At 69.0% G+C, this 20,080-nt stretch carries 16 protein-coding genes and 3 pseudogenes; 5 read left to right on the top strand and 14 right to left on the bottom strand.

Annotated features, from left to right (window positions below; genetic code table 11):
* Window positions 1–756: 756 nt before the first annotated feature.
* The 12 genes and pseudogenes from tyrS to SSPN_RS0133340 all read right to left on the bottom strand — a co-directional run bounded on the left by tyrS (window position 757) and on the right by SSPN_RS0133340 (window position 11,374).
* Window positions 757–2,031 carry a tyrosine--tRNA ligase gene (gene tyrS / locus SSPN_RS0133290; protein WP_010313559.1) on the bottom strand — a complete coding sequence of 425 codons (1,275 nt, stop codon included), beginning with the start codon at window positions 2,029–2,031 and terminating at the stop codon, window positions 757–759.
* A gap of 33 nt (window positions 2,032–2,064) precedes the next feature.
* Entirely contained in the window at window positions 2,065–2,688 is a 624-nt protein-coding gene (locus SSPN_RS0133295; protein ID WP_029535980.1) for a DNA-3-methyladenine glycosylase, read from the bottom strand.
* A gap of 34 nt (window positions 2,689–2,722) precedes the next feature.
* Window positions 2,723–4,073: pseudogene (argH, locus tag SSPN_RS46985) on the bottom strand (argininosuccinate lyase).
* Window positions 4,074–4,396: 323 nt separating this feature from the next.
* A pseudogene (locus SSPN_RS58805) lies at window positions 4,397–4,552 on the bottom strand (argininosuccinate synthase domain-containing protein); the annotation flags it as partial.
* Between the two features lie 66 nt (window positions 4,553–4,618).
* Window positions 4,619–5,092 (bottom strand): annotated as a pseudogene (locus tag SSPN_RS58810) (arginine repressor); the annotation flags it as partial.
* The gene (gene argF, locus SSPN_RS0133310; protein ID WP_010313565.1) at window positions 5,089–6,015 is read right to left on the bottom strand and encodes an ornithine carbamoyltransferase; all 927 of its coding nucleotides are present in this window, start codon (window positions 6,013–6,015) and stop codon (window positions 5,089–5,091) included. The pseudogene SSPN_RS58810 and the gene argF, both read right to left, overlap by 4 nt.
* Window positions 6,015–7,205, bottom strand: coding sequence for an acetylornithine transaminase (locus tag SSPN_RS0133315; protein WP_010313567.1), 1,191 nt, complete (start codon window positions 7,203–7,205; stop codon window positions 6,015–6,017). Before SSPN_RS0133315 ends, argF begins: the two co-directional genes overlap by 1 nt.
* Entirely contained in the window at window positions 7,205–8,122 is a 918-nt protein-coding gene (gene argB, locus SSPN_RS0133320) for an acetylglutamate kinase (RefSeq protein ID WP_010313569.1), read from the bottom strand. Before argB ends, SSPN_RS0133315 begins: the two co-directional genes overlap by 1 nt.
* Window positions 8,119–9,279, bottom strand: coding sequence for a bifunctional glutamate N-acetyltransferase/amino-acid acetyltransferase ArgJ (argJ, locus tag SSPN_RS0133325; protein WP_010313572.1), 1,161 nt, complete (start codon window positions 9,277–9,279; stop codon window positions 8,119–8,121). The genes argB and argJ overlap by 4 nt, the downstream gene beginning before the upstream one ends.
* A 67-nt stretch (window positions 9,280–9,346) precedes the next feature.
* Window positions 9,347–9,745, bottom strand: a complete 399-nt coding sequence (locus SSPN_RS0133330) for an ACT domain-containing protein (protein ID WP_010313574.1) — start codon at window positions 9,743–9,745, stop codon at window positions 9,347–9,349.
* Window positions 9,742–10,770, bottom strand: a complete 1,029-nt coding sequence (gene argC, locus SSPN_RS0133335; protein ID WP_029535981.1) for an N-acetyl-gamma-glutamyl-phosphate reductase — start codon at window positions 10,768–10,770, stop codon at window positions 9,742–9,744. Before argC ends, SSPN_RS0133330 begins: the two co-directional genes overlap by 4 nt.
* Before the next feature lie 301 nt (window positions 10,771–11,071).
* The gene (locus SSPN_RS0133340; protein WP_029535982.1) at window positions 11,072–11,374 is read right to left on the bottom strand and encodes a hypothetical protein; all 303 of its coding nucleotides are present in this window, start codon (window positions 11,372–11,374) and stop codon (window positions 11,072–11,074) included.
* 114 nt (window positions 11,375–11,488) lie between these two features.
* Between SSPN_RS0133340 and SSPN_RS0133345 the strand changes: the two genes are divergently transcribed.
* Together SSPN_RS0133345 and SSPN_RS0133350 are read left to right on the top strand one after the other, a co-directional pair.
* Window positions 11,489–12,346: a helix-turn-helix domain-containing protein gene (locus tag SSPN_RS0133345; RefSeq protein WP_010313580.1), complete on the top strand. Its 858-nt coding sequence runs from the start codon at window positions 11,489–11,491 to the stop codon at window positions 12,344–12,346.
* 15 nt (window positions 12,347–12,361) lie between these two features.
* Complete coding sequence (locus SSPN_RS0133350; protein ID WP_010313582.1) at window positions 12,362–12,553, top strand: DUF397 domain-containing protein; 192 nt, start codon at window positions 12,362–12,364, stop codon at window positions 12,551–12,553.
* Window positions 12,554–12,649: 96 nt separating this feature from the next.
* Here SSPN_RS0133350 and SSPN_RS52540 read toward each other — a convergent pair whose 3' ends face one another.
* A complete protein-coding gene (locus SSPN_RS52540) occupies window positions 12,650–13,666 on the bottom strand; it encodes a plasmid pRiA4b ORF-3 family protein (RefSeq protein WP_143539536.1) in 1,017 nt (338 codons plus the stop codon).
* A gap of 230 nt (window positions 13,667–13,896) precedes the next feature.
* Between SSPN_RS52540 and SSPN_RS0133360 the strand changes: the two genes are divergently transcribed.
* From SSPN_RS0133360 to SSPN_RS47000, 3 genes are all read left to right on the top strand, one after another.
* Entirely contained in the window at window positions 13,897–15,621 is a 1,725-nt protein-coding gene (locus SSPN_RS0133360; protein ID WP_158309682.1) for a DEAD/DEAH box helicase, read from the top strand.
* The gene (locus SSPN_RS0133365; protein ID WP_010313589.1) at window positions 15,618–17,525 is read left to right on the top strand and encodes a hypothetical protein; all 1,908 of its coding nucleotides are present in this window, start codon (window positions 15,618–15,620) and stop codon (window positions 17,523–17,525) included. The genes SSPN_RS0133360 and SSPN_RS0133365 overlap by 4 nt, the downstream gene beginning before the upstream one ends.
* A gap of 205 nt (window positions 17,526–17,730) precedes the next feature.
* On the top strand, window positions 17,731–18,315 hold the full coding sequence (locus SSPN_RS47000) for a GNAT family N-acetyltransferase (protein ID WP_394378655.1): 585 nt from the start codon (window positions 17,731–17,733) through the stop codon (window positions 18,313–18,315).
* On the opposite strand, the gene SSPN_RS47005 is transcribed toward SSPN_RS47000, so the two are convergent.
* Window positions 18,302–20,053, bottom strand: a complete 1,752-nt coding sequence (locus tag SSPN_RS47005; protein ID WP_010313596.1) for an ATP-binding protein — start codon at window positions 20,051–20,053, stop codon at window positions 18,302–18,304. The genes SSPN_RS47000 and SSPN_RS47005 overlap by 14 nt on opposite strands.
* Between the last annotated feature and the right edge of the window lie 27 nt (window positions 20,054–20,080).

Consider the following 20,080-nt stretch of genomic DNA (forward strand, 5'->3'; position numbering starts at 1 on the left):
CGATCATCCCTGCGGTCGTCACGCTTGAAGCCACCACGGTCGTCACGGCCACGGTCGTCACGGCGGGAATCATCGCGACGCGGCCGGTCATAGCGCCGGAAGTCGTCGCGCCCGCGGTCGTCTCGACGGTCATCGCGACGGAAACCACCACGATCGTCACGGCGATTGTCGAAGCCTCGACGGCCGCCCTGGTCGTCGAACCGGCGGGGCCGGTCATCGCGGTTGCGGTCGTCCCGACGCCCCTCCCGCATGGTCGGGGGCATAAAAGAACACTAACCAAAACAGTCCGCTGTTGAGTTCTCAAAGAACACACCCACACCATCACCCCCAGCCAACGGCCAGGAAGCTCCGGGGAGCATTTCCTCTTGTGCTTTTGCTATCGACCAGAGTAGCAGGCCCTTTTTCGGGCTCACCGGGGGGTCACCCCACCGGATCACCGCCGAATTTCGGCTCGCTATTCCACTCGGCCACAGCCAAGCACTGTTGTATCAAAGATCTGGTTGGAAACCGCAACCTCGTCCTGCGGACGAAAAGCCCGCCAGAAATTTCGGTTTTCCATCGGGGCACCCACTCTACCACCAGAAGGCAGGAGCTTGGTTCGCGACCCGTGTCAGTGCCCGTTCCGTTTTCATCGGCCCGTTCCGCGCTGACCTGAAATAATTTACGCGTTGATCCGCACCAAGTCAAATCGGCTCAAGTCAACCCCGGAAGGAACCGAACATGCAGCTCAGCGCCCTTTCCGGTGCTGATTCCAGGCTAATGCACGACCCTGACGCCCGCAGTGTGACGCTTGCCACGGCGAATTACCAGCCAGCGGCCGTGCAGCAGGTCGTCCTTGTCCGGCGACCACTCCTCATCTGCGATTTTGTCGTTGTTGACGTACGCGCCGCCCTCCTTGATGGTGCGCCGCGCCGCGCCCTTCCCGGTCGCGAGGCCGGTTTCGACGAGCAGGTCCACGATCGTCAGAGCATCCGCAAGACGGACCTCCGCGGTCGGCACCGCGGCCATCGCGGCGTCCAGGGTCGCCTCGTCGAGATCGGCGATCTCGCCCTTGCCGAACAGCGCCTGGCTGGCCGCGACGACCTTGCGGGTCTGGTCCGCGCCGTGCACCAGCGTGGTCAGCTCCTCGGCGAGCCGACGCTGGCCGGCCCGCAACTGCGGCCGCTCCGCCGTGGTCCGATCAAGTTCGTCGATCTCCTCGCGGTCGAGGAAGGTGAACAGCCTCAGGTACTTCGCGACGTCGGCGTCGGCCGCGTTGACGAAGTACTGGTACCAGGCGTACGGCGTGGTCATCGTCGGGTCCAGCCAGACGTTGCCGCCGCCGGTGGACTTGCCGAACTTGCGGCCTTCCGAGTCGGTGACCAGCGGCAGGGTCAGCGCGTGCGCCGCGACCGACTCCTGCTTCCGGACCAGGTCGACCCCGGCGATGATGTTGCCCCACTGGTCGGAGCCGCCGAGCTGCAGCCGGGTGCCGTACTTCCGGTACAGCTGCACGTAGTCGTTGGCCTGCAGCAGCATGTAGCTGAACTCGGTGTAGGACATGCCGTCGGTTTCCAGCCGCCGCTTGACGGTTTCCCGCGCCAGCATCGTGTTCACCGAGAAGTGCTTGCCGATGTCCCGCAGGAACGCCGTGACCGGCAGGTCGGCGGTCCAGCGCGCGTTGTTCTCCACGATCGCCCCGGTCGGCGAATCGTCGAAGTCGACGAACGCGGACAGCTGGTCGCGGATCTTGTCCGTCCACTCCAGCACGGTGTTCTCGTCGTGCAGGTTGCGCTCGCCGACGTCGCGCGGGTCGCCGATCAGGCCGGTGGCGCCGCCGGCGAGGACCACCGGCCGGTGCCCGGCCTGCTGGAAGCGGCGCAGGGTCAGGATCGGGATCAGGTGCCCGGCGTGCAGGCTGGGGCCGGTCGGGTCGAAACCGGCATAGAGCGTGAGCGGCCCGTCGTCGAGTTCCCGCCGCAGCGAGTCGAGGTCGGTGGATTGCGCGATCAGGCCGCGCCAGGTCAGCTCGTCAAGGATGTGCTCGCTCACGACGTTCAGTTTCGCGCATCCCCGCAACCGGGTTTACGTCCGGGCCTGGATGCGGCGACGCCCGCCACGCCGGTACGAGCTGACCGCCGACGAGCCGTCGACCCAGGTCCGCCACGGCAGGTCCATCGCCGCGGCGACGCCGACCCGGGGCCCGCTGCGGATGTCGTCCTCGCCGACCGGAGTGCCATTGAAAAGCCGGATCGGCGACTCCGGACTGGTGAGGTCGACGCCGTTGTGCTCGCGGGTGATGCCGAGCACCCCGGCCAGTCGCGCGGGCCCGCTGGCGAGCTGGACGTCTTTGCGGACGGCTGGCCGCCGGGAGCGGGCGAGCTCGGTACCCGTGGTGACCTCCCCGGCGCGCAGCAGGACCGCGCCGGGGACACCGTCGGTGAGGCACACGACGTTGATGCAGAAATGCATCCCGTACACGAAGTACACGTACAGGTGGCCGGCCGGGCCGAACATCACCGCGTTGCGCTCGGTGCGCCCGCGGTAGCAGTGCGACGCGGGGTCGTCCATGCCGCGGTAGGCCTCGACCTCGACCAGGCGCACTCCGACCGCCCCCTGCGGGCTCGTCGAACGCAGTTCGCAGCCGAGCAAGCGGCGCGCCACCCACAGCGGGTCGAGGGCTAGTTCGTCGCGTGTCACCTGACTCACACGCTCGACCCTACCGGTCGTGCCCAAACCGTGATCACTTGGAGAGCCACTCGCGATGTTGCCGCACTCCGGCGACGACGCGTTCGCGCTGCTCGGCGACCCTGTTCGGGGCGGTGCCGCCATGCGCGTCGCGGGAGGCGATCGAGCCCTCGACGGTCAGCACCTCGCGCACCTGCGGGGTGAGCGCCGGGTTGGCCGCGGCGAGCTCCTCGTCGGTCAGTTCCTCAAGTCCGGCGCCGCGGGCCTCGGCGGTGCGCACGCACTCCCCCGACGCCTCGTGCGCGACGCGGAACGGGACTCCCTGGCGCACCAGCCATTCCGCGATGTCGGTGGCGAGGGTGAAGCCGGCGGGCGCGAGTTCGGCGAGCCGTTCGGTGTGGAAGGTCAGGGTGCCGAGCATGCCCGCCATCGCGGGCAGCAGCAGTTCCAGCTGCTCGACGGAGTCGAAGACCGGCTCCTTGTCCTCCTGCAGGTCCCGGTTGTAGGCCAGCGGTTGCGCCTTCAGCGTGGCCAGCAGCCCGCTGAGGTTGCCGATGAGCCGCCCAGACTTGCCGCGGGCCAGCTCGGCGACGTCGGGGTTCTTCTTCTGCGGCATGATCGAACTGCCGGTGGCCCAGGCGTCGTCGAGGGTCACATAGCCGAATTCGGCGGTGTTCCAGATGATCACCTCTTCGGCGATGCGCGAGAGGTTCACGCCGAGCATCGCGAGGCAGAACGCGGCCTCGGCGGCGAAGTCGCGCGAAGCGGTGCCGTCGATGGAGTTGTCGACGGCACCGGCGAAGCCGAGATCGGCGGCGACGGCCTGCGGGTCGAGCCCGAGCGAGGAGCCCGCCAGGGCGCCCGAGCCGTAGGGCGAGTAGGCGGTGCGGGCGTCCCAGTCGCGGAAGCGCTGGACGTCGCGCAGCAGCGCCTGGCAGTGCGCGAGGAGGTGGTGCGCCAGCAGCACCGGTTGCGCGTGCTGCAGGTGAGTGCGGCCGGGCAGCACCGCCTCGGGGTGTTCGGTGGCCTGGGCGACGAGGGCGTCGACGATGTCGAGGACCCCCGCGACCGGGGCGGTTGGCGTCGCGCAGCCACATCCGGAACAGGGTGGCGACCTGGTCGTTCCTGGAGCGGCCGGCGCGCAGCTTGCCGCCGAGTTCCGGGCCGACGCGTTCCAGCAGGCCGCGTTCGAGGGCGGTGTGCACGTCTTCGTCGTCGATCACCGGTTGGAAGGTGCCCGCCTCTACGTCGGCGGCCAGGGTGTCCAGGCCCGCGAGCATCCGCTCGAGTTCGTCGGCGGTGAGCAGCCCGGCGCGGTGCAGCACGCGGGCGTGGGCGCGGGAGCCGGCGATGTCGTAGGGCGCCAGTCGCCAGTCGAAGTGGGTCGACAGGCTCAGCGCGGCCATCGCTTCGGCCGGGCCGGAGGCGAACCGGCCGCCCCAGAGCTTGGTGGGCTCGCTGCCTTGCTGCGTCACGGTGTTCCCTCAGTCGTGTCAGGTTGTTGATGTCGGTGCGGTTCGTGCCGGGGGTGCCGAATTCGCGAGGAATCGACGTTCACCCGGGTCGCGGTCGAATTCTCGCGAAATGGCGCTCGCACCGGGTGATGGGGTGGTGCGCGCCCATCCTGCCGGTGTCAGACGCGCTGGGTGCGCCGGGCAGCGATCTTGCTGGGCAGGCCCAACAGCTGGCCGAAGCCCCCGGCCAGGCGCTGGTCGAAGGAGTCGTCCGCGCACGCCGGGGCCCGCTTGCGGACCGCCTCTAGGTCCTCTCCGCCCTGCCCGACGGCGACCGCCACGACCGCGGCGCCGGTCTCCCCGGCGGTCCAGCCGATGGCCACGGATGTGTCCAGGCCACCGGAGTAGGCCAGCACTACCCGCTCACTCATCGTCTTGCTCCCTAGAACCCTGTCCCCTGCCGTCCACGGTGGACCGCGCTTCGGCGTCCACTTCGGTCTGCGGTTCCCCCGCGGGAACCGCTCGGCCAGCTGGTGCCCGGTGAGGGGCTCGCGGGCGACGATCATCACGGTGTCGTCGCCCGCAATGGAACCGACCACCTCCGGCAGCACGGCCCGGTCAATGGCGCTGGCCAGGAACTGCGCCGCGCCCGGCGGGGTGCGCAGCACGGTCAGGTTGCCCGCCCCGTCGGCCCCGACGAGCAGTTCGCCGAGCAGCCGGCTCAGCCGCGAGGTGCCGCCCTGCACACCGCGGACCGGGCTGCCGTCCTCGGGGATGACGTAGACCGCCGCCCCGCCGTCGGCGCCCCGCAGCTTGACCGCGCCGAGCTCGTCGAGGTCCCGGGACAGCGTCGCCTGGGTGACCTCGATGCCGTCGCTGGCGAGCAGCTTGGCCAGCTCGGTCTGGCTGCGGATGCCCATCGACGCGACCAGTTCGATGATGCGGGCCTGCCGCGCGACGCGGGTCGTCATGGTCGTCGCACCAGCCACGCCAGCAGCGCCTTCTGCGCGTGCAGGCGGTTCTCTGCCTCGTCGAACACCGCGCTGGCCGGGCCGTCGATCACCTCGTCGGTGATTTCCATGCCACGGTGCGCGGGCAGGCAGTGCAGCACGCTGGTGTCGGCCTTGCCGGTGGCGGCCAACAGCTCGGAGTTGACCTGGAACGGCCGGAACGGGCTGACCCGGTCCTTGCCGTCGTTTTCCTGCCCCATCGACGTCCAGGAGTCGGTGACCAGCACGTCCGAGCCCTCGACCGCGCCGTTCGGGGTGTTGAACAGCTCGACCGAGCCGCCGGTCTCGGCGGCGCGCTTCTTGGCCATGTCCAGCACCCAGTCCAGCGGCCGGAAGCCCTCGGGCGCGCCGATGCGGACGTGCATGCCGGCGGTGGCACCGCCGACCATCAGGGAGTGCGCCATGTTGTTGGCGCCGTCGCCGAGGTAGGTCAGGGTCAGCCCGGCGAGCTCGCCGTGCCGTTCGCGGATGGTCTGCAGGTCGGCGAGCACCTGGCAGGGGTGGAACTCGTCGGTGAGCGCGTTGATCACCGGCACGCGGGACACCGAGGCCATAGCGTCGATGCGGGCCTGCGCGAAGGTCCGCCACACCACGGCGTCGACGTAGCGGGACAGTACCCGCGAGGTGTCCTCGATGGTCTCCTCGCGGCCGAGCTGCATCATCCGCCCGTCCACGACGACCGGCTGGCCGCCGAGCTGGGCAATGCCGACCTCGAAGGAGAGGCGGGTGCGGGTGGAGTTCTTCTCGAAGATCACCGCGATCGACTTGGGCCCGGCCAGCGCGTCGGAGCCGAGCGGGTCGGCCTTGAACTGGTCGGCGAGGTCGAGGACCTCGGCCTGTTCGTCGGGCGTGAGGTCGTCGTCGCGGAGGAAGTGCCGGGGCATCAGTGGTTCTCCTTGGCAGCGTCGAGCCAGGCGGGCAGGTCGGCGAGCAGCCGCTGCACCTGCTCGGGGCGCACGATCAGTGGTGGGGCCAGCCGGATCGCGTCGGGCTGGATGGGGTTGATCAGGTAGCCGGCGTCCTGCGCGGCGGCGGCGATCTTGGCCGACACCGGCTCGGTGAGGCCGATGCCGACGAGCAGGCCCGCGCCGCGCACCTCGCCGATCAGCGGGTGGTCGAGCTCCTGCAGGCCGGTGGCCAGGTCCTTGCCGACCTGCTCGACGTGTTCGAGCAGCCCGCCGGCGGCGATGGTGTCCAGCACCGCCAGCGCCGCGGCGCAGACCACCGGGTTGCCGCCGAAGGTGGTGCCGTGCTGGCCGGGGTGCAGCAGGTCGCCGGCGGCGCCGATGCCGATGCAGGCTCCGATCGGCAGGCCGCCGCCGAGGCCCTTGGCCAGGGTGATCACGTCGGGCACGACGCCCGCGCGCTGGAAGGCGAACCACGAGCCGGTGCGGCCGATGCCGGTCTGCACCTCGTCGAACACCAGCAGCGCGCCGTTGCGGGTGGAGATCTCCCGGGCTGCCTGCAGGTAGCCCTCGGGCGGCACGACCACGCCGTTCTCGCCCTGGATGGGCTCCAGGAAGACCGCCGCGGTGTTGTCGTCCACTTCGGACTCAAGCGCGGCCACGTCGCCGTAGGGCAAGTGCACGACGCCGGGCGGCATCGGCTCGAAGGGCTGCTGCTTGGCGGGCTGCCCGGTGAGCGCCAGGGCTCCCATCGTGCGGCCGTGGAAGCCGCCGTGGGCGGCGACGAGCTTGGCCCGGCCGGTCAACCGCGCGATCTTGAACGCGACCTCGTTGGCCTCGGCGCCGGAGTTGCAGAACAGCACCCGCCCCTGGCCGGTCGCGCCGGCGAGGTCCAGCAGCCGTTCGGCGAGCTTGAGGCCCAGTTCGTGCACGTAGAGGTTGGAGACGTGGCCGAGCTTGCCGATCTGCGTGGTGACGGCTTGCACCACGGCGGGGTGCGCGTGGCCGAGCGCGTTGACCGCGATGCCGCTGAGGAAATCCAGGTAGGTCTTGCCGTCTGCGTCGGTCACCTCGGCGCCCGAGCCGCTGACGAGGGTCAGCTTCGGGGTGCCGTAGTTGTCCATCATGGACGCTTGCCAGCGCTGCGCTCCCGCGGCGTTGGTGGTCATCAGTTCTCGCCCTTCTCTGCCTGCACCGGCAGCACCATCGTGCCGACTCCGGCGCTGGTGAATACCTCCAGCAGGACCGAGTGCGCGAGGCGGCCGTCGATGACGTGCGCCCGCGGCACTCCACCGCGCACCGCGCGCAGGCAGGCCTCCATCTTCGGGACCATGCCGCTGGACAGGCCGGGCAGCAGTTCCGCCAGCTGGTCGGCGTCCAGGCGCGACACCAGCGAGGAACGGTCCGGCCAGTTCGTGTAGAGGCCCTCGACGTCGGTGAGCACCACGAGCTTCTCGGCACCGAGCGCGACTGCCAGCGCCCCGGCGGCGGTGTCGGCGTTGACGTTGTGCACCACGCCGTCGGCGTCGGGGGCGACGGTGGAGACGACCGGGATGCGCCCGGCCTTGATCAGGTCGCACACGGCGTCGGCGTTGACCGACACCACGTCCCCGACGAGCCCGACGTCCACGGCTTCGCCGTCGACCGTCGCGGTGCGGCGCTCGGCGGTGAACAGCCGGGCGTCCTCGCCGGACATGCCGACCGCGAACGGCCCGTGCTGGTTGATCAGCCCGACGAGCTCCCGCCCGACCTGGCCGACCAGCACCATGCGCACGACGTCCATCGTCTCCGGGGAGGTCACCCGCAAGCCGCCGCGGAACTCGCCTTCCATGCCGAGCCGGTCGAGCATCGCGGTGATCTGCGGGCCGCCGCCGTGCACCACCACCGGGTGCAGCCCGGCGAGCCGCAGGAACACCATGTCGTGCGCGAAGGCGCGCTTGAGCTCGTCGTCGATCATCGCGTTGCCGCCGTACTTGACCACGACGGTCGCGCCGTGGAAGCGCTGTAACCACGGGAGGGCCTCGACGAGGACGCTGGCCTTCTCCGCCGCGGTGGCCAGCCGGTTGCTGGCTTCTTGCTGGGTCATGACGAGTACGCGCTGTTCTCTTCGACGTAATCGTGGGACAGGTCGGTGGTCAGGATGGTCGCCGCGTGCTCGCCGAGGTGCAGGTCCACGACGATCTCGATGGCGCGGCCGGAGAGGTCCGCCTCGCTGCGGTCGCGGGCTTTGGTGCCGTCGGCGTAGAGCGTGACGCCATTGGTGGCGATCTCCAGCTTGGCCACGTCGATCTCGGCGTCGACCCGGCCGAGCGCCATCGCGATCCGGCCCCAGTTCGGGTCGGAGCCGAACATCGCGGTCTTGACCAGGTTGTCCTCGGCGATGGTGCGGCCGATGGCGACCGCGTCGGACTCGCTGGCGGCGCCGCGCACGGTGATGTCGATCGTCTTGGTGGCGCCCTCGGCGTCATCCTGCAGCTGGCGGACCAGGTCCATGCAGACCGCGGTGAGCAGCTCGGTGAAGTCCTGTTTGGACGGTGCCACGCCGGAGGCACCGGAGGCCAGCACCAGCACTGTGTCGTTGGTGGAGGTGCCGCCGTCGACATCCAGCCGGTCGAAGGTGACCCGGCTGGCCGCGCGCAACGCCTCGTCGAGGTCGTCGCCGCCGATCATCGCGTCGGTGGTGATGACGCTGAGCATGGTCGCCAGGTTCGGCGCGAGCATCCCGGCGCCCTTGGCGAACCCGCCGATCGACCAGCCCGCGTCGTGCTTCCCGAGGGCCTGCTTGGGCTTGCTGTCGGTGGTGAGCACGGCGGTGGCCGCGTCGAGACCCGCTTGGTCGTCGTTGGCCAGCGCCTTGGCCGCGGTGTCCACACCGGACAGCAGTGCGTCCATCGGCAGCCGCTCACCGATCAGCCCGGTGGAGCAGACCGCGACCTCGATGGCACCGACGCCGAGCACATCGGCGACCTTCTCGGCGGTGGCGTGGGTGTCCTGGAAGCCCTCCGGGCCGGTGCAGGCGTTGGCGCAGCCGGAGTTGAGCACCACCGAGCGGAGCTTGCGCTCCTTGAGCACCTGCTGCGACCACAGCACTGGTGCGGCCTTGACCTTGTTGGTGGTGAACACCCCGGCCGCGGCCTGCTGCGGGCCGTCGTTGACGACCAGCGCGACATCCCGCGCGCCCGCGGCCTTGATCCCGGCGGCGACCCCGGCCGCCCGGAAACCGGCAGGTCCGGTCACGCTCATTGGCTCTCCTCTGCTTTGCGGGACACCCGCACCCGGGGCATCTTGCGGAACGGGCGGCTTACCACGCTCATGACGTCGCCTCGACGGCATGACCGGCGGCGGTGAGGACGTTGGCGGCCCGCTGCGCGCCGTCGGCCGGTACCAGGATCCAGTCGGTGTCGAAAGTGGACAGTGTGAAGACGCTGATCCCGGCTTCGGCCAGCGGCACCAGCAGTGCGGCCAGGATTCCGGTCAACGAGAACTCCAGCGGCCCGGCGACCTCCAGCGCCCGGAACGGGCCCTCGACCCGCACGTCGGGACCGGCCTCGGCGGCCAGCGAATGCGGGAAAACGATGGTGCGCCCCGCCTCGGTGGTCAGGCTGCCGTGGATCGGCGCGGTGCCGCCGGTCAGGGCAAGGTTGGCGTGCGCCGGAACCATGCCGACCGCCAGCTGCTCGGCGTGCAGCCGGAGCTTGAGCCCGGTCACGGCGCCACCCCGACGGTCGGCAACCCGGTGGTCTCCGGAAGGCCGACGGCGAGGTTCATGCACTGCACGGCACCACCGGCGGTGCCCTTGGTGAGGTTGTCCTCGGCACCGACGACGATCAGCCGCCCGGCGTCCGGGTCCACCGCCAGCTGCAGGTGGACGGTGTTCGCGCCCAGCGTGGCGGAGGTCTGCGGCCAGTGACCCTCGGGCAGCACATGCACGAACGGTTCGTCACCGTAGGCGTCGAGGTAGACCTTGCGCGCGGCGTCCGCGTCAGCTCCCTCGCGCAGCGGAGCGGAGCAGGTCGCGAGGATGCCGCGCGACATCGGAGCGAGGACCGGGGTGAACGACACCTTCACCGGCTCCCCCGCCGCGGCGCTGAGGTTCTGGATCAGCTCCGGCGTGTGCCGGTGCGCGCCACCCACGCCGTAGACACTGGCGGAGCCCATCACCTCGGCGGAGAGCAGGTGCGGCTTGAGCGCGCGGCCGGCACCGGAGGTGCCGGTGACCGCGACGACGACAGCGTCCGGCTCGACGAGCCCGGCGGCGAGCGCGGGGACGAGCGCCAGCGAGGACACCGTCGGGAAGCAGCCGGGGACGGCGACGCGGCGGGAGCCGCGGAGCCGGTCGCGGGCGCCGGGGAGCTCGGGGACGCCGTAGGGCCAGGTGCCGGGGTGTTCGCCGCCGTACCAGCGGGCCCAGTCGGTGGGATCGTTGAGCCGGTGGTCGGCGCCGCAGTCGATGACGGTCGTGTCCTGGCCGAGCTCGGCGGCGATGGCGGCGGAGTGGCCGTGCGGGAGCGCGAGGAAGACGACGTCGTGCCCGGCGAGCTCGGCGGTCGTGGTCTCGGTGAGCACGCGGTCCGCCAGCGGCATCAGGTTCGGATGGTGCTGCCCGAGCTTGCTCCCGGCGTTCCCGCCCGCGGTCAACGCGCCGATCTCCACCTGCGGATGCGACAGCAACAGGCGGAGCAGTTCCCCGCCCGCGTACCCACTTGCACCGGCAACAGCCACTCGAACCGTCATGCGGATGATTATGCACTCCGATGCAACATTAATCAAACGGCCGTTCGGGTGCGTGCGGCGAACGGACCATTCGACCAGCTAGACGACGCAAACGGGCCGTTCGCCTCAATCGTCCCACCGCATGGCCGCCCCACGGGGGCGAGTTCCAACACCAAAACACCCTGATGGGGTGAGCGAGGCCACTCGACTCCGGCCGACCGTTTCCGCAGGTACGGGGCCGTGAGGCTGTTGGGGCGCTATAACAGTCGCCATAGCTGCCCTAAGACTCAGGGCCCCGTGACCAGAGGCGAGGCGCGCTCCGTCAGAGCCAGACCAGACGTAGGTCGCGGATCAGCGAGAAGCACTCCAAGGCGCCTTCGGCCGAGTCGGAGTTACCCGTCCAGCCGTGTGGACTGACGAACACCGCCCCAGGGCCATCGCCGCCCGGAGCGCGGCTGAAGTCCAAGCCCCACAGGTAGATCCGCGCGTCGGCGACCTTGTCGCCGTCGCGGTCGACTTCGCACAGCGCGAACTTCTTCGGCTGGTAAGCCCCGGCCAAGTTCTCCAGCACCGCCGGAAGCTCGTCCTCACCCCAAGGCCCCAGCGAAAAACGCCGCTCCAACATCCCCACTCCCATCTGCCGATCAACGTGGAGCCGAAGTTAGTAGGAATCATTCCAGTAGTCATTTACCGAATCAGGTGATCCGCTGGGGACGCTCAACCTGCCAGGATGTACCGCATGCCGCCGTCACTTGATCCACGCATGCTGCGCATCCAGCTCGGCATCGAACTGCGCCGCCTCCGCGAAAAAGCCGACCGAAGCACGTTCGAAGCGGCGGACGTCCTCGGCTGCAAGCAACCGAAGATCAGCAAGATCGAGAACGGCCACCAGGGCATGAAACCGGACGAAGTTGCGCAGCTGCTCGACTTCTACGGCGCGAGCGCGCAGCAACGCAAGTACCTGCTCGGCCTCGCCGAACGCCTCCCCAAGCGAGCCAGGCCGAAGGTATACCACCGGGATTCCGTTCCGGACTGGGTGCAGCGATTCTTCGCTCTGGAATCCGAAGCAACGGAGATGAAGATCCACGAAGTGGAGATCATCACCGGTCTCTTCCAGACCGAGGACTACGCCCGCGCGACGTTGCGCGCATGGGAGCCGGCTGCTGACCCTCGCCTGGTGGAGAGTCACGTAAAAACCCGGATGGAGCGACAAACAGTGCTCACGCGGACCAATCGGCCGCTGGACCTCCAGGTCGTGTTGGCCGAGTCCGCTTTGCACCGCGTTCAGGGCAGCAACGACGTCATGCGTGAGCAGCTCGATCACCTGCTGGAACTCTCGGAACTTCCGAACGTTAGACTGCAGGTCTTGCCATTCGAATCGAGCCGGATTGCGGTTACTTCGTCAGTTGCGTTGATGCACCTCGCCGACCAGCAAGTTTCGACGGTGTATCTCGAAGACTTCTTTGGTGCCACTTACCTCTGGGAACCAGCGGAATACACTCGGTACAGCGTCATCTTCGAGCGACTGAGCACTGCCGCGCTGTCTGTTCCGGAGACGCGACAACTCATCGCTCGCATGATCAAGAAATACCGGTGACCGCTGGGAGGAAACGTGCCCGTCTTAGACCTTCACCGCGCCGTATGGCGCAAGAGCAGCCACAGCCAAGGCAACGGCGGCGTGTGCGTCGAAGTGGCTGTCCAGCCGACCGCTGTCGGCGTTCGGGACTCCAAGGATCCCGGTGGCCCGGTGCTGGTCTTCAGCTCCGGCGCCTTCGCGCGGTTCCTCGGCACCTTGAAGGGTTAGGCGCAACAAATCGCCTGGTCAGGGTGCGGCGTCAGCGGCCGGGTGGTGTCCACGCCGCTTGATCATGGTGCCGCGCCGCTGACGTCGGACCCGGTCTCAGTTGGTGCCGGGAATCCTGATCGCGGCCAGTACGGAGTTGATCGCCGCCAGATCGACGGCGGCCGGATCGAATGATTCGCCGAGTACATCCTCGTATTGGTCCCGGTGGGGATGCCGGGGATCGGTCGTCGCGTCGAGAAGATCCTGGTAGCCGTAGATGCCGCCACAGTCCTCGGGCGGCCCGGCGCGATCGGCGTCCAGGCACACCACGTGGGCTTCGCCTTCGGCCGGCTCGATGGCCTCCACCACAAGGTCATGGATCCAGTCGTCGCCGAAATCGTAGGTGTAGCGCACCCGGTCGCCCTTTCGCGGGGCGACGAGGCTGAGGGTCGCCCTGCGTTCGTCATGGACACCGCGCCTGGATCCACCGCTGACATCGGTGTAGCGCCTGCCCTTAGCCTCGAACTCATGCAGGTGCCAGCCCTCCCAGCCGAAGGAGACCTGGAGGATGTGGTGCAGCTCGTCGAGCGGCGTGTCGCCGGGCAGGGAAAGCCTCCGCCAGATCAACGGTTCGCTGCCGACGATACCGACCTTGACCTGGTAAGTGGTGTGGCTTCGCCGGACACGTGTGTTCGCGGGCTCGTGTCCCAGGTCGTTCAGTGCCCGCCGGTAGGCGTCGAGGTCGACCAGTCTTGAGGCGGTCAGGGCGTCGTGCAGATGTTCGACGCCCACGCTCATCAGTTCGTGCAACACGTCATGCCGGTCCATCCCGAGATCCAGCATCCGACGGGCGGCGTGCCACGCTTCGATCGGCTCACCGTCCCACAACTGGTTCGCGACCATCTCGTGCAGCGTCACGTGCAGCCGCGGGTTGACCCCGTCTATCTCCCCTTCCCACGCCGGATCCTCCAGCGCACGGCGGTATTCCGGGTGCTCTCCCTTGATCAGGATGCCGCGCTGGTCGGGGTCGGCGGGGTTGAGCCTGCCGAATTCCGCGCCCCGGAAGGTGGTGTCGCGCTCGGGCACGGCGAACAACCGCCGGTCCAGAATGTCCTTGACTTCCGTCTTGGACAACACCGGTGAAAGGTCACTCAGGTAAGCCGCCGCATCGAATTCGCTCCCGGGCGACGGCGCTCCAGACAGCGATCCGGACGACCGCTCTTCCGCCAGCCTTTCGCGGGTTTGCGCTTGCGTCGCTTACTCACCGGACTCACCTGGATAGCCTCCCACAACACCGTCGCAGCACCGCTGGGCAGGTCGACCGGTTGTCCCCGCTATCGGTCGTCCCCGCTATGGTGGGCCCGATGTTGGTGACGCAGCGCGATGATCCCGGGGACGCCGGGCCGCAGGCCTTGCCCGAGACCTTGCTCAACCTACTCGGCCAGTTGTCCCCGGCCGCGCCCGTCGACCCGGCCCGTTCGGCGCTGGTGGACCAGGCGGTCTCGGTCTTGCGGCGGCCCGGGTTCGACACGCTGTTGTCTTTGCCGCAGTTGGCATTCGAGCCGTTCGACTACCAGCGGGAGACCGCGTCCACCGTATTGCGGCGCATGAGAGGCCGGGCGATCCTCGCCGACGAGGTCGGGCTGGGCAAGACCATCGAAGCCGGACTGATCGCCTCCGAGCTACGGCTTCGGGGCTTGGCCGACCGGACATTGGTGATCACCCCAGCTGGCCTGGTCGAGCAGTGGCGGGACGAACTGGAACGCAAGTTCGGCCTGCCCACCGCGATCGTAACCGGCAAGGATCGGGCGATCGATGAACGCGGAAACCGGCCGGTGCTGCTGGCCTCGCTGGCCGCGGCCCGCCGGGACCCGCTGAAGGCCGAACTCACCGGCGCCGGATGGGACCTGGTGATCGCCGACGAGGCACACCGGCTGCGGTCCGCGCGCAGCGCATCGGGAAAACTGATCCGGGCGTTGAGTGCGCGGTTCCTCCTGCTGTTGACGGCCACCCCGGTGGAAAACCGTCTGCAGGATCTGTACGAGATGATTTCCCTTGTCGCACCCGGATTGCTCGGCACACCGGCGCAGTTCCGCGCCCGGCACGTCGCCGCCGGTGGCGACGTGAACAGCCCTCGCAATCTGGCGGAGCTGCGGAGCAGGACCCGCCAGGTGATGGTGCGCCACCGGCGCAGCGAAGTCGCGCTACGGCTACCGCAACGCCTGGCCGAGACCACGCTGGTCACCCCGGACACCGACGAGCAGGCTCTGTATGCGGAGCTGACCGAGCGAATCCGAGTCGAGGCAAAGGAAGCGCCCGCCGCACGGCGACTGGCGCTGCGCGCGGTCGCTAGGCTGGCCGGTTCCACACCGGCGGCGGCCGCGCCGACCATGACCAAACTCGGCTGGACCGATCTGGCGGCCACGGCGAAGTCGATCACCTATCCGGCCAAACTTCGCGTGCTGACGGCGAAGCTGGGCGAGTACGCGGCGCGCGGGGAGAAGGTGCTGGTGTTCACCGCTTTCCGGCAGACCCTGGACACGGTCGCCGAAGCGGCACGGGCGGCGGGGATCAGCGCCGTCGTCTACCACGGCGGCCTGCCCCGGGCAGAGAAGGAGCGGGTGATCGGAGCCTTCCGCGACACCGAACAGGTGTTGCTGTCCACGGAATCCGCCGGCGAAGGCCGCAACCTCCAGTTCTGTCACGTCATGATCAACCTCGACTTGCCGTGGAACCCCATGCAGATCGAACAGCGCCTCGGCCGTCTGCACCGGGTCGGCCAGACCCACGATGTGCTGCTGACCAACCTGGCCTGCCGGGGAACCATCGAGGAACGGGTCTTGCACGTTCTGGAGACCAAAATCAACATGTTCGAGCTCGTCGTCGGGGAACTCGACATGATCCTTGGCCGGATCGACGAGGATTTCGACTTCGAAAAGGCGGTGTTCGAGGCCTTCGCCTCGACCGAGAACGAATCCGCATTCGCCCGCCGCATGGACGAAATCGGCGAAGAACTCGCGGCGGCACGCACGTCCTACCTGGCGGATCGGCGCAATGTCGATGCCCTGGCCGGGGAGGACAACGAATGACCAGCCGCCGCAACCCCGCCTTCGCTTTCTGGCTGGACTACCTGGACTCCCGGGGCGGGCTGTGGGAACCCTCGGGCGAGGCGGTGCTGACGGTTCTGCCCGACCAGTTGGCCGCCGCGCACGACCTGCCGGAGTCCACGCTGATCACCGATGATCCGGACATCGCCCGGGAAGATGGCGTGCAGTTCCTCGGTGCCGGACATCCCGAGATCGACTCGGCCGCCGGAGCCGTCATCGACGCCGCCGACGTCGGGACACTCACCCTGCCCCACGGCTCGAAACCGATGTCCACCGAAGACCTGCTTGCGTTGATCCGCGACCGCATGCCCGTCGACCACGGCCGGATCGACGCGACCGGCGCACCGATCCGGACCCATCGTGCGACGCTGCGACTGGGTGCGCTGGTCAGCCACACCGTCTCGGCCGAGGAGCAGTTCACCGAAGTCTCCGAATGCATGCTCGACGTCGCGTCGCTGATCGCCTGGCCCGAGCACGCCGCGGCCCGGGTACGAGACGTCATGGCCGCCACCGACACCGGACCAGCGCGCCACATCCCGGGAAACGCCCTGATCCCAGCGCTAGCCGCCACGCATTCGGTACTCGACGAGGCGGCCGTGTCGCGAGGCCGAGTACTGGCCCAGACTGCGGATGCCGAGCGCGCCGCCGAGACCACCCGGGCCAACGAGTACTACGCCGCGGCGCTCGCCGCCATCGAAAAACGCCGCACCGATGCCGATCCAGACCGCGCGGCCCTGCTGGACGCCCGCGCCCAGGCCACGATCGCCGAGCGTGATCGACGGCTGGCCGAGATCGGCGAGAAATACCGCCACCAGCACAAGCTGCGGCCCTACCGGCTGCACATCATCGACCTGCCCGCCTGGCGTCTGGCCACCGATATCCGACGTGGCGACCGCCGCTGGCCCGTCGTCTTCGACTACCTGCCATTGCTAGGTGACCTCGCTCCCACTCGCTGCCCGAACTGCGACGTCCGCGCGCCGCTGGTGGCGACGAAGACCCACCTCGGTTGCAGTGCCTGTTCCCCTGTCAAAACGACGCCGCCCCCGGCTGCGCCTTCGCCACCATCCCGGAACCAAGCCGCCCAGCCGACGCGGGAAAATCCCGGCAAGACACCTAAAACGGTGCCTACGAAAGAGAAGGCGGCTGCACCCCCGCGAGCCGACCGGAAGCAGCCTGTCGCCCAGCCGGTTCTGCCGGGCAAGGCCGAGGAACTGGAAGCCGCGGCATTCTGGAACTACATCGGCGCGGGTGAAAACCGGAAACTCGCCCGGCTCATCGCTCCGGACTCTCCGCTGGCCGCTCTCACCCGCCTCTACGGCAGCGCCGGCGCCCTGCGCGGAATCGGCGTCCCCACCGGCCACACGCCGATGAAATTCACCTGCCAGAACTACGACCATCCGGTCTCCGGACAACGCGGCGGCACCGCGGGCACGCTTTACACCGACCATGGCACTTTCCCGTACCTGCTGCTGTGGTCACCCGATCGGCTGCTGGAAGAAATCTTCCCCTACGCGGCCCCCTGGCATCTCGGGATGGCCGCCCGGATGCGACTCAAGCCAATCACCCACGCTCCACCCGCACATCACAAGCTCGACACCGTGGCCGGGCTCCTCCTCGACCGCACGACCGCACGCCACGGCCTGACCTTCACCGCCCGCTGCCTGGCGGCCTGGTGGCGCCTCCCGAGCCCCGAAGACCTCCTCACCCGGTTCTCACCCCGGGTCATCGCGGCAACCGTCGACCGGGCGATCCGCTACTGGTCCGGCACCGGAAACGCCACCTACCCCGACGCAGCCGTTGCCTTCAACGCGGACGAGTCCGCCGTCCGCAAGGCCACCGCCGTGCTCCAGAAACAACTCCGACTCGACAGCACCCGGAACTGGTGAATCCGTAGCCCCTACCGAGGCGCACGCGGACTCTCGTGGTCGTCGCGGTTGTCCACTACGCATGCCCGCAGTCGCGGCATGTGCAGGACATGTTGGCCGCGGTTGTGTTGCGCCACCGCCCCGGCCTTAACGAGGCGGTCACGCGCCCGGCTTTTCGGCACCCCGCTTCGAGATCGATGGGGCCCGACCGGCATCATCGTTGCCGATGACGATGACCCCACCCCGCCCCGGCAAGGTGGCCCACCGCGATTCAACGTCGAGTCCGGTCGGTCGGCGGGTGCGGTTGCGGCAGGTCGAGCCTGCGGACCGGCGCACCCTGATGCGGTTCGACCGGGAGTCCTCGCGCGAACACTTCCCGAGATTCGACGGATTCCGGCATTGGGCGGCGCACCGGGCGAACCACCCGGAATCCGGCGACGACATCCAGCTCGCCATCGAGACCCTGCACGACCGAACCCTGGTCGGCTCGATGTTCACCAGCCAGGCCGAACCCGGGTCCGGCCGGTTCAGCTACGGCATCGGGATCGGCCCGCAGCACCGTCGGCGCGGCTACGCCGCCGACGCGATCCGCACCCTGCTCGCGCACATGTTCGGGCGGGGCCGCTACCGCAAATGCGAGGTCGGGATCTACGACGGCAACCTCGCTTCCCTTGCGCTGCACGGCAAACTCGGCTTCCGCGAGGAAGGCCGCCTGCGCGACCCGGAGTTCCTGTGCGGCGGGGCCCAGTACCTCGTGCTGATGGGTATCACCGCGACCGAGTTCGGGGCCCACAACTTCACTCGCCGATGACCGGCGGCGCCGACCCGTGCGTGCCGCCGCCGAAGAAGTCCTCCGTGCCCTGGTACAGGTGCAACGCCCCTCGGTGCTCCTGATCTTCGAAGGCGCGCGAACCACCACCGGAGAGGGCGATTCCGCCGTCCAGCGGCTGGCCGTAGCCGGACTGCTCCAACCGCCGCCGGAGATACCGCTGCAACCCGGTGAGCTCCAATGCACCGTTGTTCGCGACGAAGCGATGCAGATCCCGCACGCATGCGACGACGACTGCTGCGGCGGAATCCCTTGCGGCTTCGACGAACATGTCGAACCAGGACTGCGCGGTCGCGGCATCGACGTCACACGCCGCCGCGCAGTGCTCCAGGGCGGCCGGCAACCAGCGGTGCGCAGCCCAGCACAGCCGGTGGTAGAACTCCTCGACCAGCAGCGCCCGCCATTCCCAGTCGTACCAGGCGGATTCACCCGGCAACGCGAGTTCCTCGCGGCACCGCTGGAAGTGCTCGGCAAGCGTTTGGTGGCGCTGCCGGAAGCGCCGCGGCGCGCGGCCGCGTTCGTAGCGCACCATCGTCTCCCGGACCACCTGGTGGTACTGGAGACGGCCCTGGTGTTCGTGGACGAACGGCCGGTCGCGCAGCCACCGGAACAGATCGCCGGTGGCATTCTCGGAGCCCAACGCGGCCAGGACGTCTTCGTCCAGCGCCCGGGGAAGCGCCGCCAGCACGGCGTCGTCGCGGCGCTGCTGCTCGGGAACCCAGTTCAGGAATCGCGCGACCGCCATACCCGTCGGGTCGTGCGCATCGTGCCCTGACTCAGCCAGGGTCGCGACCAGCAGCGGAAGCCCACCTGACAGTTCGACCACGACGTCCACGAACTCCGGATCGCGGACGCCCCTGCGGTCCAGCAGGGTTCTGGCTTCCTCGGAAGTGAACGGGTCGAGCCGCCAGGTCACGCTGATCGACGAGTACTCGCCCCAGTTGTTGGGATCCAGCGGGTGCTGTCCGGCGATGCCGAGGAGCAGGGTGAGGGGAAGTTCGCCGTAGTGCCCTTGCAGCATGCGCAGCAGCCACGGCTCGATGACCTCGGAGGTGCGCTCGTAGTTGTCGAACAGCATCACCAACTGCCGGTGCTGGGCGATTTTCCGCAGGTCGTCGACCAGGAACGGGGTGAGCTCCTCGACGGGCGACAGCAGCAACCGGACATCGGCCTGGCTGCCGAACTTCCGCGCGAAGTAGGCCCGGCACTGCTCCATCCACGCCTGGAGCTTCTCCGGTGGGACGGCGTCGGCAACCGGTCCGAGCCCCGGCGCGGCCATACGCACCACACCGAGGCCGAACCGGATCGCCGTCGACATCACCAGTTCCCGGGCCTCCGACGGCGCCTGCGGATCGGACAGCACGTCGTCGTGCCTGCGTTCGTATTCGGCGAGGCGCTGGGAGAAGCCGCGGGTCTCGCCGCCCTGGCCGGCCAGTTGGCGGGAGATCGCGCCCATCGCCGCCACCAGGTTGGACTCGTTGTCGTCGGTGACGGCGACCAGCGCGCCGTGCTGCAGCGAGATCTCCCGGAGCTGGCGCAGCAGGAACGTCTTGCCAATACCCGCCTGCCCATGCAGGCCGAACACGAACTTGCGTTGCACCGGCGGCAATTGCAGGTTCGTGCGGAAGATGCCGCACTGCAGGCCGCGACCGACGAACTCGCCGCCCTGCCGCTGCCGCAGGATCTCCTGCAGGCTCCGTGCGCCCCCAGCTCCGACCACTCGAGCATCCTGCCAGGAAGTCGATCG

It is taken from the genome of Saccharopolyspora spinosa NRRL 18395 (assembly GCF_000194155.1).
Lineage (GTDB): Bacteria > Actinomycetota > Actinomycetes > Mycobacteriales > Pseudonocardiaceae > Saccharopolyspora > Saccharopolyspora spinosa.

What these genes read in the sequence shown, in the direction of transcription:
- argB (WP_010313569.1), bottom strand. Translation starts at nt 8,122, where the DNA reads ATGACCCAGCAAGAAGCCAGCAACCGGCTGGCCACCGCGGCGGAGAAG.
- SSPN_RS0133345 (WP_010313580.1), top strand. Translation starts at nt 11,489, where the DNA reads ATGCCGCCGTCACTTGATCCACGCATGCTGCGCATCCAGCTCGGCATC.
- argF (WP_010313565.1), bottom strand. Translation starts at nt 6,015, where the DNA reads ATGCCCCGGCACTTCCTCCGCGACGACGACCTCACGCCCGACGAACAG.
- SSPN_RS0133315 (WP_010313567.1), bottom strand. Translation starts at nt 7,205, where the DNA reads ATGACCACCAACGCCGCGGGAGCGCAGCGCTGGCAAGCGTCCATGATG.
- SSPN_RS47000 (WP_394378655.1), top strand. Translation starts at nt 17,731, where the DNA reads ATGACGATGACCCCACCCCGCCCCGGCAAGGTGGCCCACCGCGATTCA.
- argJ (WP_010313572.1), bottom strand. Translation starts at nt 9,279, where the DNA reads ATGAGCGTGACCGGACCTGCCGGTTTCCGGGCGGCCGGGGTCGCCGCC.
- SSPN_RS0133360 (WP_158309682.1), top strand. Translation starts at nt 13,897, where the DNA reads ATGTTGGTGACGCAGCGCGATGATCCCGGGGACGCCGGGCCGCAGGCC.
- argC (WP_029535981.1), bottom strand. Translation starts at nt 10,770, where the DNA reads ATGACGGTTCGAGTGGCTGTTGCCGGTGCAAGTGGGTACGCGGGCGGG.
- SSPN_RS0133340 (WP_029535982.1), bottom strand. Translation starts at nt 11,374, where the DNA reads ATGTTGGAGCGGCGTTTTTCGCTGGGGCCTTGGGGTGAGGACGAGCTT.
- SSPN_RS0133365 (WP_010313589.1), top strand. Translation starts at nt 15,618, where the DNA reads ATGACCAGCCGCCGCAACCCCGCCTTCGCTTTCTGGCTGGACTACCTG.